A 16,448-nucleotide genomic window follows, 5' to 3' on the forward strand; every position below is an offset into this window, starting at 1 on the left:
TAGAAAGTAAACAATCCTACAATATCATTCACTTCCTATCTCTCTTATCATCAATTATTTTTCAAATAAATAATACGTAATTTCTCCCGGATAATGTACTACTGCTACCTTCCGCTCCCCTTTTTTAAAACTAACAGTATGCCCGTTTTCCCCTAAGTTCTCCCATCCATTTGCCTTTGTAATAGGCATTACACTTATATATTGATAGTCCTCTTTCTTATCATCGTTAATATGAATTGCTGACATTGGTACTGGAAAACCTTTAATTTTAGATTCTTTATTCATAAATATGAATGCAATTAAACCAACTAATAACATAACCATTGAAATACTTGAAACCAGTTTTCTTCTATTCATTTTCACTAAAAACCCTCTTTTCTCGCATACAACTTTCATCATTTTACTAACTTTAATTATTTATGTATAAAAAAGAAATAATTAAAATTATTTCTAACCTATTTTCTCTACTTTAAACAACATTATTGTTATATATTATAATTATAAGTTTTTAAATTTTGGAGGCGTTACATATTGCGGAAATTACTTTTTACTAAATGGACAGTTGTTATTTCTATTTTCATCATTTTCGGTACGATTTTCTATGTTACTAATGTTAAAAATAACAACGAAAAAGCAACTGTAGAAACAGCGGATACAAAAACTTTCAAAACTAAATTACAACCTAAAATTAATGAATTGACTACTCATTATAATGACATCATCGAAAAAGATTGGTTACCTGCCTGGGAAGAGATTAACACAAATGGAGATTCAGTAGATCGAAATAAACTATTAGTTACAATGAGTGCTGTTTCCAAGCAGTACGAAACAATTATGAACGAAATAGACACGCTTAAAATTGAAGAAAACATAACAGATATAGATATACAAAAACAACTACTTCAATTCACAAATCAGTTTAAATCCGCATCAAATTTCATGAAAAATGCAGCAAATTTGATTATAGACGGAGCAAATAACTCTACTCCAACCGATGAAACTATTGAAAAAACAAAACAAGCTTTAGGACTTGCGGATCAACATATTGTCATCGCTTTATCTACTTTAAATGAAGTTGAAGATAAATTAGGACTTACAAAAAAATAAAACTATTTACTATTTTAAAATAAAAAATGATTGCAATTCACAATTTGTATGTCTATAATGTTTTTATTGATTTACAATCAATGTGTTTATAAATTTTATAATTCGGATGAACCATTCAGGAGAAGGTCTATTGATCTACCGACGGGGCAAGAAGTTGTTATACCAACTTTGAAACTCTCAGGTCTTGGTTACAAGTAGAACTGCATGGGGACGAATCTCTGGAGAGACTCCCTCTCGCTTTCATAGAGCGCGGAGGAAAACGAGCACCGAAGGAGCAAATCCGCTACTTTAGCGGATAATCTCTCAGGTAAAAGGACAGAGACAAGCGAAAGAAAAAGCCGATTGTATCGGTTTATTTTTCTATCCCTTGTTTCTCCAGAGACCATTTCATTTACTTGAAGTGGTTTTTATTTTTTCTAAATAAAGGAGAATAAAGATGGAGACAGTAAGTAAAGTATTAGAACAAATGAATCAATACGTGTGGGGATTACCAACTTTGTTGCTACTCGTTGGAACAGGTATCATTCTCACAGAGCGTTTGAAAGGTTTACAGTTTAGTAAACTATTATACGCTCACAAACTAGCGTTTAAAAAATCAGAAGATACTTCTTCTTCTGGAGATATTAGTCACTTCCAAGCACTCATGACAGCTATGGCCGCAACGATTGGTATGGGAAATATAGCCGGTGTTGCAACAGCGGTTACAATTGGTGGTCCTGGTGCAATATTTTGGATGTGGATTACCGCTTTATTCGGTATGGCAACAAAGTATGCCGAGGCAATACTTGCAGTAAAATACCGTGTTAGTAATGAAAATGGTGAATATTCAGGTGGACCAATGTATTATTTAGAGCGTGGTTTAGGTAAGAAATGGCTGGCAGTATTATTCGCTATATTCGGCACAACTGCTTCTTTCGGTATTGGTAATATGGTGCAATCTAACTCAGTTGCAGAGGCAATGCGAATTAATTTCTCTTTCCCTCCTGCTTTAACTGGTATAGTAATGTCATTTTTAATCGCAATTGTTATTTTAGGCGGTGTAAAAAAAATTGGGAAAGTGACGGGATATGTCGTTCCTATTAAAGCTTTCTTTTATATAATTGCTGGTCTTATAATTATTTTCTATCACTACGACCAAATTCCAGAAGCATTTTCACTTATTTTTTCTGGTGCATTTAATGGTACAGCAGCTGCTGGTGGTTTTATTGGGGCAACAGTTGCATCAGCTATTCAAATCGGAATGGCGCGTGGTGTATTTGCGAACGAAGCTGGTTTAGGGAGTGCCCCTATTGCCGCGGCGGCGGCAAAAACTGATTCGCCTGCAAAGCAAGCTTTAGTTTCAATGACTGGTACTTTTCTAGATACGTTTATTGTATGTACAATTACAGGACTAGTATTAATTACTACAGGTGCTTGGAGATCTGGTAAAACTGGCGTTGAAGCTACAACACTTGCATTCCAATCTGTATTTGGTACTGCTGGTAGTATGATTCTCGGTATCGCAATTATTTTATTTGCCTACTCTACTATTTTAGGCTGGTCGTATTATGGGGAAAAATGTGTAGCTTATTTATTCGGAGAAAGTGCAGTTAAATATTATAAAGCAATCTTTATTGTTATGATTGCAATTGGTGCTAATTTAAAGCTAGGAATCGTATGGACATTTGCTGATATTGCAAATGGACTTATGGCAATTCCAAACTTGATTGGTCTAATTGGATTAAGTAGTATTGTTGTTGCTGAAACGAATCGCTTTTTACAAGCAGAGAAATTGAAAGAAAATAATAAAAACCAGGCAAGTTAATCTATGAAAAAGGAATGACTCATACATGATGAGCGTTCCTTTTTTCATCCCCTCTTTTACTTAATTACTATTATTAAAAATATATTTATATCAATATTTACTCCTTTTTATTCCTCCAAAAGTTTTTCACATAAATGTCATAAATCGTATGGTCTAACTATATAGTTGAAAAGGAATGTGACATTAAAGTGTCACTGAAAAACTCATCCAAGAAAAGGGAGGAAAAATCTTTTGAAAAACAAAATCATCGTTTTCCTATCTGTTTTGTCATTTATTATTGGTGGTTTCTTCTTTAACACGAATACTTCAAGCGCTGAAACATCATCTACTGATTACGTTCCTAACCAATTAATCGTTAAGTTCAAACAAAATGCATCTTTAAGTAATGTGCAATCTTTTCATAAATCTGTCGGAGCTAATGTCTTATCTAAAGATGATAAGTTAGGTTTTGAAGTCGTACAATTTTCAAAAGGTACTGTAAAAGAAAAAATAAAGAGCTATAAAAATAATCCAGATGTGGAATATGCAGAACCGAATTATTACGTTCACGCCTTTTGGACTCCAAACGACCCATATTTTAATAATCAATACGGGTTACAAAAGATTCAAGCTCCACAAGCTTGGGATAGCCAACGAAGTGATCCTGGTGTAAAAGTAGCTATTATTGATACAGGAGTTCAAGGCTCACACCCTGATCTGGCTTCGAAAGTAATTTACGGGCATGATTATGTTGATAACGACAATACATCTGATGATGGTAATGGTCATGGTACACATTGCGCTGGAATTACTGGAGCACTTACGAATAACAGCGTCGGAATTGCTGGTGTTGCCCCACAGACTTCAATTTATGCTGTCCGCGTATTAGATAATCAAGGAAGTGGTACTCTTGATGCTGTAGCGCAAGGTATTCGAGAAGCTGCTGATTCGGGTGCAAAAGTAATTAGTTTAAGTTTAGGAGCTCCAAATGGTGGTACTGCATTACAACAAGCCGTTCAATATGCATGGAATAAAGGCTCTGTTATAGTTGCAGCTGCTGGAAATGCTGGAAATACAAAAGCTAATTACCCTGCTTATTACAGCGAAGTAATTGCAGTTGCTTCTACAGATCAATCAGATAGAAAATCTTCATTCTCTACTTATGGTAGCTGGGTAGATGTTGCAGCACCAGGTTCAAATATATATTCAACATATAAAGGAAGCACGTATCAATCATTAAGTGGTACATCTATGGCAACACCTCATGTTGCAGGAGTCGCAGCTCTTTTAGCAAATCAAGGATATAGCAATACACAAATCCGCCAAATTATTGAGTCTACTACTGATAAAATTAGTGGTACAGGTACGTACTGGAAAAACGGTAGAGTCAATGCATATAAGGCTGTACAATACGCTAAGCAATTACAAGAAAATAAAGCTTCTTAAGAAAACTTTAATCAGTCGATCTACCATGAATGCAGAATAAAATAGAAGGAGAGACTTCTATAATTAAAGCCTCTCCTTCTTACAAACTATATTACTCTCCCTGCTTTTTAACCATATGTAAATACAGTACAAAATCCATCATTGTCGATGAATGACCAAGTTGACGGATCATCGCTGTTATATTTCCTCTATGATATGTACCATGATTTACGACATGTTGCACTAATTCTAAAATCGAAGTTTCTAATTTCCCTACGTATGGATTCTCAATAACAAATACAGCATTCACATCTTGTATTGTAATTAAAAACTCTTTATATTGATTTGCCATGTTTTCAAACATTTTTTCTAATTCATGTAATGATTTAGTTTCAATTTGTTTTCGTAAATCTTCTCGGTCTTGTATTGCTTCATTCATACTTTTACCATGCAATATATGTAACCACACTTGATCTGTAATATAAATATGCACAAAAGTATCCTTAATGGATGGGAATACACTCTGTATCTGCTCATTAAAAATTGTCTCATAGTTTGGTAACTCTTTTAATCGATTGAATAATCTAGTATTAGCCCAAGCATGATAATCACACTGTTTTAATATATAATCTTTCAATTTATATTACCTCCTTATTGTATGAAACGAATGGTTTGTTTCTTCATTTCTGATTCTCTATCAGCCTTTGCAATCCCTTTTTCTTTCATTTCATGCTTATTTATCGTTTTATATTTTACATACGTATAAAATTCCGTTTGAAATGGAAATGGTGTAATCCGAATTGTTTCCTCGTCCACCCATTCAGCTTGAATAAGTTTCTCCTCTTTACTATTAAACATTTCTGTTCCTTCAAAACCATCTTTAAATAAATCAATTTCATCTTTCTTTTTGACACCAGGCTTATTCATACATACGTATAAAGAAAGTTCATCACAAAACTTTAATAATCTATAATGCTTATCGAACATCGCAAACTGTTCCTTTGTTAACGTTTTCAAAATTCTTTTTTGTCGTTCTAACTCATGTTTATAAAATGACATCATCTCTCCATCTTCCTCGTTTAGTGGAAATGATAAAAAATGTTTACTACAAAGCAATGCCCCGTATGGATTAGAATTTTCAATTTCATTCAAACCAATCGTATAAAAAACAAAACGTAATGGGCTTGGACAATCCATAAATGTATATGGAATATTTTTAGCATCATTCAAAATTGGTACTTTATCAAGCTCTATCCATCCTCTGTCATGCTCATATATTGCATCAACTGTTTCTTTTAAATATGTTTTATCTTCAAAAAAGTCTTCTTTTATATGCTTTGCAATCTCTCCAGCTAAAAAACCATGATCATGTTGACGAATTAATATACTTTCCTTCTCATTTTTTTCACGAAAAATCATTCGTATACTCCCCCTCATCCTCATATTAAAGCTTTTTATATGCATCAATTCTTAATTAATCCCTAAATAATAGAAGGGATTCAGTCTCTTGCAACGAAATTAACATAATTATATAGTATTCTTTCTAATCATGGTGATAGCTTTATCTTTACTATCTATTATACTAAAACATTCATTCCAAAAATTTTTTTATGAGGTGAAAACATGAACAAAACAGAATTGATTAAAAACGTAGCTCAATCAGCTGATATTTCTCAAAAGGACGCTTCTGCAGCTGTACAATCCGTATTTGACACAATTGCTAATGCATTACAATCTGGAGATAAAGTTCAACTAATCGGGTTTGGAACTTTTGAAGTACGCGAAAGATCTGCTCGTACAGGACGTAATCCGCAAACTGGCGAAGAAATTCAAATCGCCGCTGGTAAAGTTCCTGCATTTAAAGCGGGTAAAGAATTAAAAGAAGCTGTTAAATAAAAACAAGAAACCAGCCATTTTATAGGCTGGTTTCTTGTTTTTATTTAAGCAATTGCTTTATATTCTCTGCATGATACACTTCACAAATATAAAATACACATTTGCAGTTACTTACAATTTGATACTTTCTAGTTGGATACACATTCGCTGTAACAGAACATCCATCAAACAATTCAATAATATTTCCAGATGGCTGATATCCTTCATATAATACATTTCTTCTTACTTCCATCTTTTCTATAAGCTTTTCAACAGGAATATTTCCACTCTCTAATTCACTCTTTATTGCGTCCGGTAAAAACGAAGTGTCTGCAAAAATTAGATTTTCCGATAACACCTTTCCTTTATAACTAACATTAGATACACGGTAAAGAAATGTTCCATCTTTATCAAAGAAATTCTTTGCTTCTTTCGGAATGTACTGTCTACCAAGTGCCTCTTGTTCAAGAACATCAAACTGAACTGTATCATTTAAAAGCTTTTCTAAAGCATGAATGGATGATGTATCTCCAGAAAATAAAATATTTTTAATTGCTTGTACATTATAAATGAATTCATTCTTTCTATTTTCCGCTACTAACATGAGGAACACCTCTTCTGTAATTTTTTTATTTAAGATTTAAAAGTGCTGCCGCGTCTAATTGCGTAATTTCAGTCACTTCCTTACTGAATATTGCAACAGAAGCCCTATAATCTAAACTAGGCCTTACATCTTCCATCATTGTATTACTTGCTAACTCTTGTCTATCCTTAAAAACCAACAAGTTTGGAGGATCATTTGGAGCTGATACTGTAATATGTACTGGTGGAATCATTAGTCCTTCACCTGTCGCTTTCAGCACCGCTTCTTTTCGAGTCCAATATGTTAAAAAACCTTCTATTTTCTGTTCATTTGGCAGTTTCATAACTTGCGCTATTTCAATTTCTGTTAATACACCTTCTGCCATTTTCATAACATCTATACTTGGATTCATTTGTTCTACATCTATGCCAACAGGTACAGATTTTGTAAATGCAACGACAACCCACTCACCTGAATGCGAAACGGATAATTGCGGCATACCTTCTGGTAATTGTGGTCTTCCATGCTGCAATTTACATACTGAGCACATTCGATCAATTGGTACTTGGACTGGTGACATAGAAAGTATCTTGCCGAGAACTAATCTACTTATTACGCAACCTATTATAAAACGAGCTCGATCTGCCGAATGATGATACGAATTTGCTTTCTCTCGCTCTATATCATTTAGTAAATTGTAATGCCATGATTGTAAATCCGAAATTCTTGCCCACCATATTTGACAATCATTCTCATTCAAAGTTGGAATAGAATCTACAACTTTACTTTCTATCATGTAAACTCTCCTTTATTCAACGAATATCAATTTTCATAAAAAAGCATACGTATATTGTTATTCATTGACAAGTACTTTCTCTTTTTCTGATACAGATAATGTTTTTTCTTTCTTCTTTGACATTACCTCTTTATCGGAAATACGTAAAGAAAATAGTAGTGCTATGAGCAAAAATATTGCTGACCCAATTAATGCTGCTTGATATGGTAAAAAATCGGATTGAACGTTATTACCTCCAAAACCAGCTAGTATACTAGCTAAAACCGCTACTCCTATTGCTGAACCTAGTCGATTTTGCACATTGAATATAGTAGTCGCTCTCCCCATAGAAGGTGGCGTGATATTGTTAAAGGCAGAAAATTGAACCGCACCGACAGATTGACCTAAGAAAATACCGATACCAAACAATAATGCCCGGATTTGCCACGGATTCGTATCATGATTTACAAAACTCAATAAAACAAATATAACCGCCGTACATATTAATCCAATAGAAATTACCTTTCGAGCTCCTAATTTCTTATATGACCATGGTACAATTTGTGAAGAAATCATTAATCCAATCGCCTCTGGAAATGTCGTAAGTCCTGATTCCAGTGCAGAAACTCCTATCACATTTTGATACATAAGAGGAAAAACAAATAACATTCCTAATAAACCAGCTGATGAAAATAATGATATAATGCTCATCTTTCTAAAGACTGGTTCTTTTAATAAGCGTAAATCTAACATCGGTTGCTTTACTTTCAGTTCTACAATTATAAACAATGTAATGAATACAACCCCAGCTATCCCAGTACTCATAATTTCTGAAGAAATCCACCCTTTTGATGGTCCCTGGCTGAGTGCATATATGAGCATCGCAAATCCTGGTGCTGATAAAATAAAGCCGAGCGAATCAAAGCGACCAGCTGATTTTTCAACATGTTCTGCTAAAAATAGAAGTCCAAATAGCAATGCAACGATTCCAAACGGTAGATTAATATAAAATGCCCAACGCCAAGACATTTGATCTACAAAGAAACCACCGATGATAGGACCAATTGCTGGTGCTACAGCAATTGGAAGTATAATGAACCGGGAAATCTTCGGTCTTTCCTCTGGTGAAAATGTTCGAAATAACATCGCCATTCCAACCGGTGTTAAAAGCCCTCCGCCAGCACCTTGAATAATACGGAAAATATTCAATGAAGTAATATCGTTAGCCATTCCGCATAAAGCAGATGCAATTGTAAATACGAAAAGAGCAATTAAAAATACTCTTTTCGTACCAAAACGATCTCCTAACCAACCAGAAATCGGAAGGAAAACAGCTAAACTAACTAAATACCCAACATTCACCGTCCCCATTGCAGATGGAGGTACTTGTAGTTCTCTACTTATCGTTTGCAGTGCTACATTTACAATCGTTGCGTCCATCGCAGCCATAAACATCGCAGTTATATAAACGATACTTACAACTACTTTTGGATTTAGTTTTTCTTTCATTATCGTTTTCCTACTAATGTTTTTTCGCGAACTTGATTACCTTGTGGATTCAAATCTTCCCAGTTATATTCAACATATTCTAAGCAACTCTGCCTACTAGCTTCTTCATATACGACATTCCAGCCAATAGGTACATCGAGAAAAGCAGGCCAGAGAGAATACTGGCCCTCCTCATTTATTAATACTTTATATGTGTAATTATCATTTTCAAATGGATTCGTCATACTCTACTTACCCCTTTCTTATTCTGCAAATATTTCGCTAATACTTGTCCAATTTCCGTAAGTGGACCTGGCTGACATAGATCTTTATGTCTACAATCAATATCGTGCTGCACAATTTGCCCATCTAAATAATTTAGCCACGTATTTGGAGAAATAGGATCAAACCAGTCTGGTATAACAGTAGATCTAAAGAATAAGATATCTCCGTTATAAACTTTCGGTACATATTTCCCTAACAACCCTACTGAATTTACATATGTTTCTTTCAAGTTCAATATAGTCTCTTCTTCAAGACTTGCTAATGCACTTCCATCTTTACGAAGGATTTCAACTGCACTTTCCATTGTAAGTCGTTTACCATCCATGTTATCTGGGTCATATCCGCCTAAAGCAAGTAATGCGATTAACGCTTCCTCTTCAGTAGGCGCTTCCGTATTCGGTAAGAAGTGTCCAGGATAAGAATCAAGCATAACGAGTAATTCTACTTCTTCCCCTTCATTTTGTAGTTGCGCCGCCATTGCATGCACAACATTTCCTCCAAGCGACCAACCTAATAAACGATATGGTCCATAAGGCTGTACTTCACGAACATGTTTCAAGTAATCCGCCGCCATCTCCTCTAAACTTTTTGGAAGTTCTTCATTTTTAGCAATACCACGTGCTTGTACACCATAGATTGGATAATCTTTTCCTAAAGATTTCATAAGTCCTGCATAGCACCAACTTAATCCACCTGCTGGATGTACACAAAATAGTGGTAATCGATCCCCGCTTGCTCGTAATGGAAGCAACACATCAAGTGCACTTTGACCATTCCCCATCTCAAGTCTTTCAGCTAACCCTGCAACAGTCGGTGCTGCAAATAAAGTGCCAATGTTTAGTTCCACTCCAAGCGCCTCTTTCATGCGGCTCATAAGCTGCACTGCAAGGAGTGAATGGCCACCAAGATCAAAGAATCCGTCATCAATTCCAATTTGAGGTACACTTAGCACTTCTGTAAACAAGTCACATAACATTTCTTCTTGCGGTGTTCTTGGACCACGACTAGAAGATGATGCGATAAATTCTGGAGCTGGCAATGCCTTTCTATCTAATTTACCGTTTGGAGTTAAAGGTAACTCATTTACTACTACAAAAGCGTATGGAACCATATAATCTGGTAAACTATCACTAGCAAACTGACGCATTTCATTCGTATCAATCGCTTCATTATTTGATGCAACGATATAAGAAACTAACCGTTTATCCCCTGGTTGATCTTCACGTACAATAACGGCTACTTGCTCAACTTTAGGGTGCTTCATTATGACTGCTTCTATTTCTCCTAATTCAATTCGGAATCCACGAATTTTGATTTGATGATCTGCACGTCCTATATAATCTAGCGTCCCATCTTTACGCCAGCGAGCTAAGTCTCCTGTACGATACATTCTTGTACCTGGCTTTCCAAATGGATCTGCGATAAAGCGTTCAGCCGTTAATCCTGCTCTTCCTAAATATCCACGTGCAAGCCCTGCACCTGCAACATACATTTCTCCAACTACTCCAGGTGGCACTGGTTGTAAATAGTTGTCTAACACATACACTTTAAGGTCAGGTATACTGCACCCAATTAAACTATTTGCTCGTAAAGAGACGATAGTTTCATCTAATTCAATATAGCTAACATGTACTGTCGTCTCCGTAATACCGTACATATTAATAAGCTTTGGTGCGTTATGAGGATGTCGACTATACCAATCTTCTAAGCGACTTAGCTCAAGTGCTTCTCCTCCAAAAACAACATATCGTAAAGATAATTTTTGGCCAATCTCTTCATTTTCACGATCTGCTTGCATCAATTGATAGAACGCTGATGGAGTTTGGTTTAAAACCGTAACCTTTTCTTTAACAAGAAGCTGTAAAAATTCTTTCGGTGAGCGACTTACAGTATGTGGCACTACAACTAAACGCCCTCCGTATAATAAAGGTCCCCAAATTTCCCAAACCGAGAAATCAAAAGCGTATGAATGGAACATCGTCCAAACATCGTTTCCGTCAAACTGGAACCAATGATCAGTTGCTCCTAAAAGTCTTACTACATTTTGATGAGGTATCATAACGCCTTTCGGTCTACCCGTTGAGCCTGACGTATAAATAACGTAAGCAATATGTGATGGAGATAATGGCTTAATTCGTTCCACTTCATCAATATTTTCTTCACTATATTTCTCAACTTCTGCTATTACTTTTACATCATCAACTAAAACTTTTAGTGCCTCATTACATTCAATTTCCACTTCTGAATTCGTTAAAACACATGTTGGTTTCGCATCGTGTAGCATAAATGAAATGCGGTCTGCTGGGTAATCTGGATCTAACGGAAGGTATCCAGCACCAGCTTTAAGAACAGCTAATAAGCTTACAACCATGTTTAATGATCTTGGCATCGCTAAAGCAACGAGTTGATCAGGACCAATCCCTTTTGCTATTAGGAATCGAGCTATTTTATTTGCTTTTCTATTTAACTCTTCATAAGTTAATTTCTTATCTTCAAAGACAACAGCAATAGAATTTGGATTTATATGAGCCTGCTTTTCAAATAATTGTGGCAATGTCATTTCTGGTGCAATTTGAAAACCACCATTCCACTTTTCTAACACTGTATTTTTCTCTGCTACAGTTAATATTTCTAATGTGCCAATTGATTGATCTGGATTTGTAGCTGCATCATCTAATAACAAAATGAATCGTTCTATTAGTTTTTGAACCGTTTCACGTTTATATAAATCGGTACTAAACTCTAGTAATCCATGTAAACCGTTCGGAGTACCATCAACCCCGTTACTCTCACTAATTTCAAATGTTAAATCAAATTTTGCAGAACCGACGCTTTGAATTTCAAGGCTCGCTTCTAAACCTGGTACATGAAACGTTGCTTCTGGTGTATTTTGAAAAGCTAACATAACTTGAAACAACGGGTGGCTGTTTCGAGTACGTACTGGATTTAACACTTCAACAAGCCTTTCAAATGGAACATCTTGATTTTCATAAGCTGCAAGATTTACCTGCTTCACTCTATTTAATAATTCTTTAAAACTTGGATCTCCTGACGTATTTGTACGTAACACTAATGTATTTACAAATAAACCAACAATATCTGAAAGTACATCATCATTTCTTCCAGCAATCGGACTTCCAATTGGTATATCAGTGCCTGCACCTAATCTTGTAAATAGTGCACTAAGCCCTGCTTGCAATACCATAAACAAACTAACTCCATTTTTACGTGCAAGCTCTACTAACCTACTATGCATACCTTCATCTATATGAAAATGAATTGTTTCCCCGCGGTAACTCGTCTCAATTGGACGCTGGAAATCTGTAGGTAACTCCATTTGGTCTGGTAAACCTTTAAGTTCTTCTTTCCAAAAATCTAATTGTGTTGAAATAAGACTCTCTGGTGTCGTTTCATCACCTAGCAATTGCTGTTGCCAAAGTGCATAATCTGCGTATTGAACGGGAAGTGACTCCAGCTGAATTCTGTCACCTTGACATCGCGCTTTATAAGCCGCTGTAAAGTCTCTCGTTAACGGCTGTAATGACCAGCCATCACCTACAATATGATGTAATAAAATTAATAATACATGTTCGTTTTCACTTACTGTAAAAAGTTGCAAACGAACTGCCGGCTCAAAATCGAGGTTAAAGCTATATCTTACCGCCTCTGAAAGTACACTTTCTAATTCATCTTTACATGTATTAGTTATAACCATTTCTAGATTTAAGTTTTCCATATCTAAAATTTTCTGATAGGAACTACCTAATACGTTAGGGAAAATTGTTCTAAGTGTTTCATGTTTCTCAACTACATCATAAAAAGCACCTTGTAATGCTTCCCGATTCAATATTCCATTCATACGAATGACTAGCGGAATATTATAAGTAGGACTTGGACCTTCTAAACAATTTAAGAACCATAACCTGCGCTGTGCAAATGAAAGTGGAACTTCATTTGGCCTACTTGCTTTCTGAATAGCTGGTCTTGCACTTTTTGCATGGTTTAATTGTTTCGCCAGTTCGGCAACAGTTGGTGCTTCAAATAGTTTCCCAATTCCTAATTCCACACTTAACGTTTCACGAATTCTTGCCATTAAACGAGATGCAAGAAGTGAATGTCCACCCATTTCAAAGAAATTATCATCAATGCTAATTCGAGAAACACCAAGTACTTCTGCAAATAAATCACATAATATTTCTTCTTTCGGATTTCTAGCAACTCTCTCATTGTGCATTCCATTAAAATCAGGAGCAGGTAATTTCTTTCTGTCAACCTTACCATTTGGCGTTAATGGTAATTCTTCTAGCACAACAAATGCCGATGGTATCATATAATTCGCTAAACTTTCTGAAACATAAGAACGAATTTCTGAAAGATTAATCGGTTCCTTTTCTTCTGCAACGATATACGCAATGATGCGTTTATCATTTGGACGATCTTCTCGTACTATTACTACCGCTTGTTGAATATTTTCATGTCGTTGTAATACCGTTTCAATTTCAGCTAATTCAATTCGGAATCCACGAATTTTAATTTGATGATCTGCGCGACTAATGTACTCTAACGCACCATCACTACGCCATTTCACAAGATCTCCTGTACGGTACATGCGCTTCCCTGATTCTCCATAAGGATTTGCAACAAACCGTTCAGCTGTTAACTCAGGTTTTCCTAAATATCCGCTTGCAAGTCCTTCCCCTGCAATATATAATTCCCCAATAACTCCAGGTGGAACTGGTTGTAACCCTGCATCCAATACATACACTTCTGTATTGCAAATTGGCTTTCCAATAGGAGGTATACCCTTTTCACCTTCATCAATGTTCATGAAAGTAGACCAAATCGTCGTTTCAGTTGGTCCATATAAATTAGTTATTGAGCAACCTAATTCTTTTAATTTATTTGCTAAATGCGCTGAAAGAGCTTCACCACCAACTAGTATGTTTAGCCCTTGTAGCTTCTCTGGATAATCAGTTACTAACGCCTGCCAAAGCGTCGGTGTAGCCTGCATAATGGTCACTCTTTCTTCATGTAAAAGTGTCGTTAATGCAGAAGGCTCTTGTATGTCTTCTTTTTGCGCAATTGTTAAACTTGCACCACTAATAAGAGGTAAATAAATTTCTAGAGCAGAAATATCAAATGCAAACGTTGTAACTGCTAATAAATGATCATTTTCATTTAATGAAAACTTTTGTTGCATAGCCATTAAAAAGTTACTTAAACCTCTCATAGGAACAATTACACCTTTTGGGTTTCCTGTTGAGCCTGAAGTATATATTGTATAGGCTGGGTTTAAAAGTGATACATCATTCTTACATGCTATATTCATACGAGAATATGTATGTAACGCTAGTTTCGTTTCTTCTTCATCTAATACAATTTTTTTCATATCATTTTCTATAACTAACTTAGATGAAACAGATGCATGTGTTATGATACAAACTGGTTTGGCATCATTTACTATATAATTAATTCTTTCTGCTGGGTATTCTGGATCTATTGGTAAATACGCTGCACCAGCCTTTAAGACTGCTAGCATACTAACTACCATTTCTATTGATCTAGGGAATACTAAAGCTACAAACTGGTTTGGTCGTATTCCTTCTTCTACTAAATAATGTGCTAGTTCATTCGCTCGTTCATTTAGCTCTTTATACGTAAGGTTTACACCGTCACAAGTAATGGCTAGTTTATTGGGATTTTTTTGCACTTGTTTTTCAAATGATATAGGCAGACTGATTAACTCATCGTCTTCCTTCGTTTCATTCCATTCCAATAAAACTTTATGATTTTCTTCAGGCAGAGTAATGTTTATTTTTCCAATCGACTCGTTTTTCTCATAATTATTTACTACTAATTCAAATAGACTCATAAATCTTTCTTTATGCAATGCTAGCTCCGCGCCATTATATACTTCAGGATTTGCATCAAAATGAATCATTAGCTCATTTTGATCAAAACGTTTATATACATTTATTGATAAATCATCGACAGGTCCTGCTGATAAATTATGCGTAATACCACGATTTCCAGCAAAGTTAAGCCCGTAATCAAAAGGCATAACATTCACTAACGGTCCAAACAACCTTTGATTTTCACCTAGTAACTTTAAGTCTCTTCTTAATTCCTCATGACGGTATTTATAATGGCGACGTACATCTCGGATTTCTTTAGAAACTTGTTGCAATAATTCCGCAAGAGTTATATTTGGAGTTACTGTAATACGAAGTGGAACTAAATTCATTACCATACTTGGTGTATGAATAGATACAGAACCTAGACGTCCCATCATCGGTAAACCTAAAACAATATCATTTTCACCTGTTAATTTATGCATATAAATACTTGTTATAGCGACAATGAATTCCGGCCAACTTGTTAACGAAATATTGATATCTTCTAGTAAAGTTTTCGTGCTAGAACTAGATAAATAAGCTGTTTCTCGTGAAAATCCATTTGATGTTCTCGGTGCTCGTTCTGCCAAACTTACAACTTCTGGTTCATCTGCATACTTTTCTAACCAAAAAATACGATCTTCCTGAAATTGTTTAGACTCACGATACTCAATATCTTCTTGCACGACTTTTGCAAGAGAACCAAATGGTTTTTCATTCTTGTTTGTTTCTTCTATAAGTGATGTATACTCATTCGCTACTTTTTGGCTAAGAAGTGAAAATCCATAGCCATCCATCACAATGTGATGGATGCGCTGATACCAAAAGAAACGATTATTTTCAACTTGAATAAGTGCTTCAGTAAATAAAGTATCTTTTTTCAAATCGACTGGCATAGATAAATCATTTTTCATCCATACTTTAGCAGCTTCTTCAGGGTTTTCTTCTTTCCGAACGTCAATAAAATGCATATGAAACTGTGATTCTTCAATAACTTGCCATGGGCCAATTTCATCCTCTTCGAAGCGAACGTGAAGTGCTTCTGCTTCCATTACAACTTTACGTACAGCTAATTCAAAAATGTCTTGATGAATATTCCCGTTTATTTCTACATATTCCCCAGTATTATATATCGGATTAAGCGGATCTAATTGTTGCGCAAACCACATACCAGACTGCGCAGATGATAACGAATGACGAATCTTTTGACTGTTAGGCATTCTTTACTACCCC

Annotated in this window: 12 protein-coding genes and 1 riboswitch; of the genes, 4 read left to right on the forward strand and 8 right to left on the reverse strand. The window is 35.4% G+C overall.

Annotated elements, in window-relative coordinates; all coding sequences use genetic code 11:
• Positions 1-54 precede the first annotated feature (54 nt).
• Positions 55-399 carry a hypothetical protein gene (locus ACTFR8_RS02940; RefSeq protein WP_046392680.1) on the reverse strand — a complete coding sequence of 115 codons (345 nt, stop codon included), beginning with the start codon at positions 397-399 and terminating at the stop codon, positions 55-57.
• 132 nt (positions 400-531) lie between these two features.
• Between ACTFR8_RS02940 and ACTFR8_RS02945 the strand changes: the two genes are divergently transcribed.
• The 3 genes from ACTFR8_RS02945 (at position 532) to ACTFR8_RS02955 (ending at position 4,336) form a co-directional block, all read left to right on the forward strand.
• Positions 532-1,107, forward strand: a complete 576-nt coding sequence (locus tag ACTFR8_RS02945; RefSeq protein WP_001228757.1) for a hypothetical protein — start codon at positions 532-534, stop codon at positions 1,105-1,107.
• A 208-nt stretch (positions 1,108-1,315) separates the two neighbouring features.
• A riboswitch (glycine riboswitch) is annotated at positions 1,316-1,436 on the forward strand.
• 107 nt (positions 1,437-1,543) lie between these two features.
• Positions 1,544-2,911: an alanine/glycine:cation symporter family protein gene (locus tag ACTFR8_RS02950; RefSeq protein ID WP_252209957.1), complete on the forward strand. Its 1,368-nt coding sequence runs from the start codon at positions 1,544-1,546 to the stop codon at positions 2,909-2,911.
• A gap of 231 nt (positions 2,912-3,142) precedes the next feature.
• Positions 3,143-4,336: a S8 family peptidase gene (locus tag ACTFR8_RS02955; RefSeq protein WP_000790937.1), complete on the forward strand. Its 1,194-nt coding sequence runs from the start codon at positions 3,143-3,145 to the stop codon at positions 4,334-4,336.
• A 91-nt stretch (positions 4,337-4,427) separates the two neighbouring features.
• On the opposite strand, the gene ACTFR8_RS02960 is transcribed toward ACTFR8_RS02955, so the two are convergent.
• A complete protein-coding gene (locus ACTFR8_RS02960; RefSeq protein WP_000656270.1) occupies positions 4,428-4,952 on the reverse strand; it encodes a DinB family protein in 525 nt (174 codons plus the stop codon).
• 14 nt (positions 4,953-4,966) lie between these two features.
• A complete protein-coding gene (locus ACTFR8_RS02965; protein WP_000577285.1) occupies positions 4,967-5,734 on the reverse strand; it encodes a DUF3891 family protein in 768 nt (255 codons plus the stop codon).
• Between the two features lie 204 nt (positions 5,735-5,938).
• Between ACTFR8_RS02965 and ACTFR8_RS02970 the strand changes: the two genes are divergently transcribed.
• On the forward strand, positions 5,939-6,211 hold the full coding sequence (locus tag ACTFR8_RS02970) for an HU family DNA-binding protein (RefSeq protein WP_001043905.1): 273 nt from the start codon (positions 5,939-5,941) through the stop codon (positions 6,209-6,211).
• Positions 6,212-6,251: 40 nt separating this feature from the next.
• Here the strand turns inward: ACTFR8_RS02970 and ACTFR8_RS02975 are convergent, their stop codons facing one another.
• Genes ACTFR8_RS02975 through ACTFR8_RS02995 form a run of 5 tightly spaced genes read right to left on the reverse strand, consistent with a single transcriptional unit; the run spans position 6,252 to position 16,435 of the window.
• Entirely contained in the window at positions 6,252-6,794 is a 543-nt protein-coding gene (locus ACTFR8_RS02975; RefSeq protein ID WP_000959119.1) for a hypothetical protein, read from the reverse strand.
• A 25-nt stretch (positions 6,795-6,819) separates the two neighbouring features.
• Complete coding sequence (sfp, locus tag ACTFR8_RS02980; RefSeq protein WP_000573002.1) at positions 6,820-7,569, reverse strand: 4'-phosphopantetheinyl transferase Sfp; 750 nt, start codon at positions 7,567-7,569, stop codon at positions 6,820-6,822.
• Between the two features lie 57 nt (positions 7,570-7,626).
• On the reverse strand, positions 7,627-9,057 hold the full coding sequence (locus ACTFR8_RS02985; protein ID WP_000660202.1) for an MDR family MFS transporter: 1,431 nt from the start codon (positions 9,055-9,057) through the stop codon (positions 7,627-7,629).
• The gene (locus ACTFR8_RS02990; protein WP_098536941.1) at positions 9,057-9,281 is read right to left on the reverse strand and encodes an MbtH family protein; all 225 of its coding nucleotides are present in this window, start codon (positions 9,279-9,281) and stop codon (positions 9,057-9,059) included. The genes ACTFR8_RS02985 and ACTFR8_RS02990 overlap by 1 nt, the downstream gene beginning before the upstream one ends.
• On the reverse strand, positions 9,278-16,435 hold the full coding sequence (locus ACTFR8_RS02995) for an amino acid adenylation domain-containing protein (protein ID WP_252209955.1): 7,158 nt from the start codon (positions 16,433-16,435) through the stop codon (positions 9,278-9,280). Before ACTFR8_RS02995 ends, ACTFR8_RS02990 begins: the two co-directional genes overlap by 4 nt.
• Positions 16,436-16,448: the final 13 nt, after the last annotated feature.

Origin of the sequence: Bacillus cereus group sp. MYBK15-3 (assembly GCF_051916765.1) — a bacterium.
GTDB classification, from domain to species: domain Bacteria; phylum Bacillota; class Bacilli; order Bacillales; family Bacillaceae_G; genus Bacillus_A; species Bacillus_A cereus.

Bases quoted from the DNA above. Each gene is read 5' to 3' on its own strand.
- ACTFR8_RS02940 (WP_046392680.1), bottom strand. From the start codon at position 399: ATGATGAAAGTTGTATGCGAGAAAAGAGGGTTTTTAGTGAAAATGAAT.
- ACTFR8_RS02950 (WP_252209957.1), top strand. From the start codon at position 1,544: ATGGAGACAGTAAGTAAAGTATTAGAACAAATGAATCAATACGTGTGG.
- ACTFR8_RS02965 (WP_000577285.1), bottom strand. From the start codon at position 5,734: ATGATTTTTCGTGAAAAAAATGAGAAGGAAAGTATATTAATTCGTCAA.
- ACTFR8_RS02970 (WP_001043905.1), top strand. From the start codon at position 5,939: ATGAACAAAACAGAATTGATTAAAAACGTAGCTCAATCAGCTGATATT.
- ACTFR8_RS02975 (WP_000959119.1), bottom strand. From the start codon at position 6,794: ATGTTAGTAGCGGAAAATAGAAAGAATGAATTCATTTATAATGTACAA.
- sfp (WP_000573002.1), bottom strand. From the start codon at position 7,569: ATGATAGAAAGTAAAGTTGTAGATTCTATTCCAACTTTGAATGAGAAT.
- ACTFR8_RS02985 (WP_000660202.1), bottom strand. From the start codon at position 9,057: ATGAAAGAAAAACTAAATCCAAAAGTAGTTGTAAGTATCGTTTATATA.
- ACTFR8_RS02990 (WP_098536941.1), bottom strand. From the start codon at position 9,281: ATGACGAATCCATTTGAAAATGATAATTACACATATAAAGTATTAATA.
- ACTFR8_RS02995 (WP_252209955.1), bottom strand. From the start codon at position 16,435: ATGCCTAACAGTCAAAAGATTCGTCATTCGTTATCATCTGCGCAGTCT.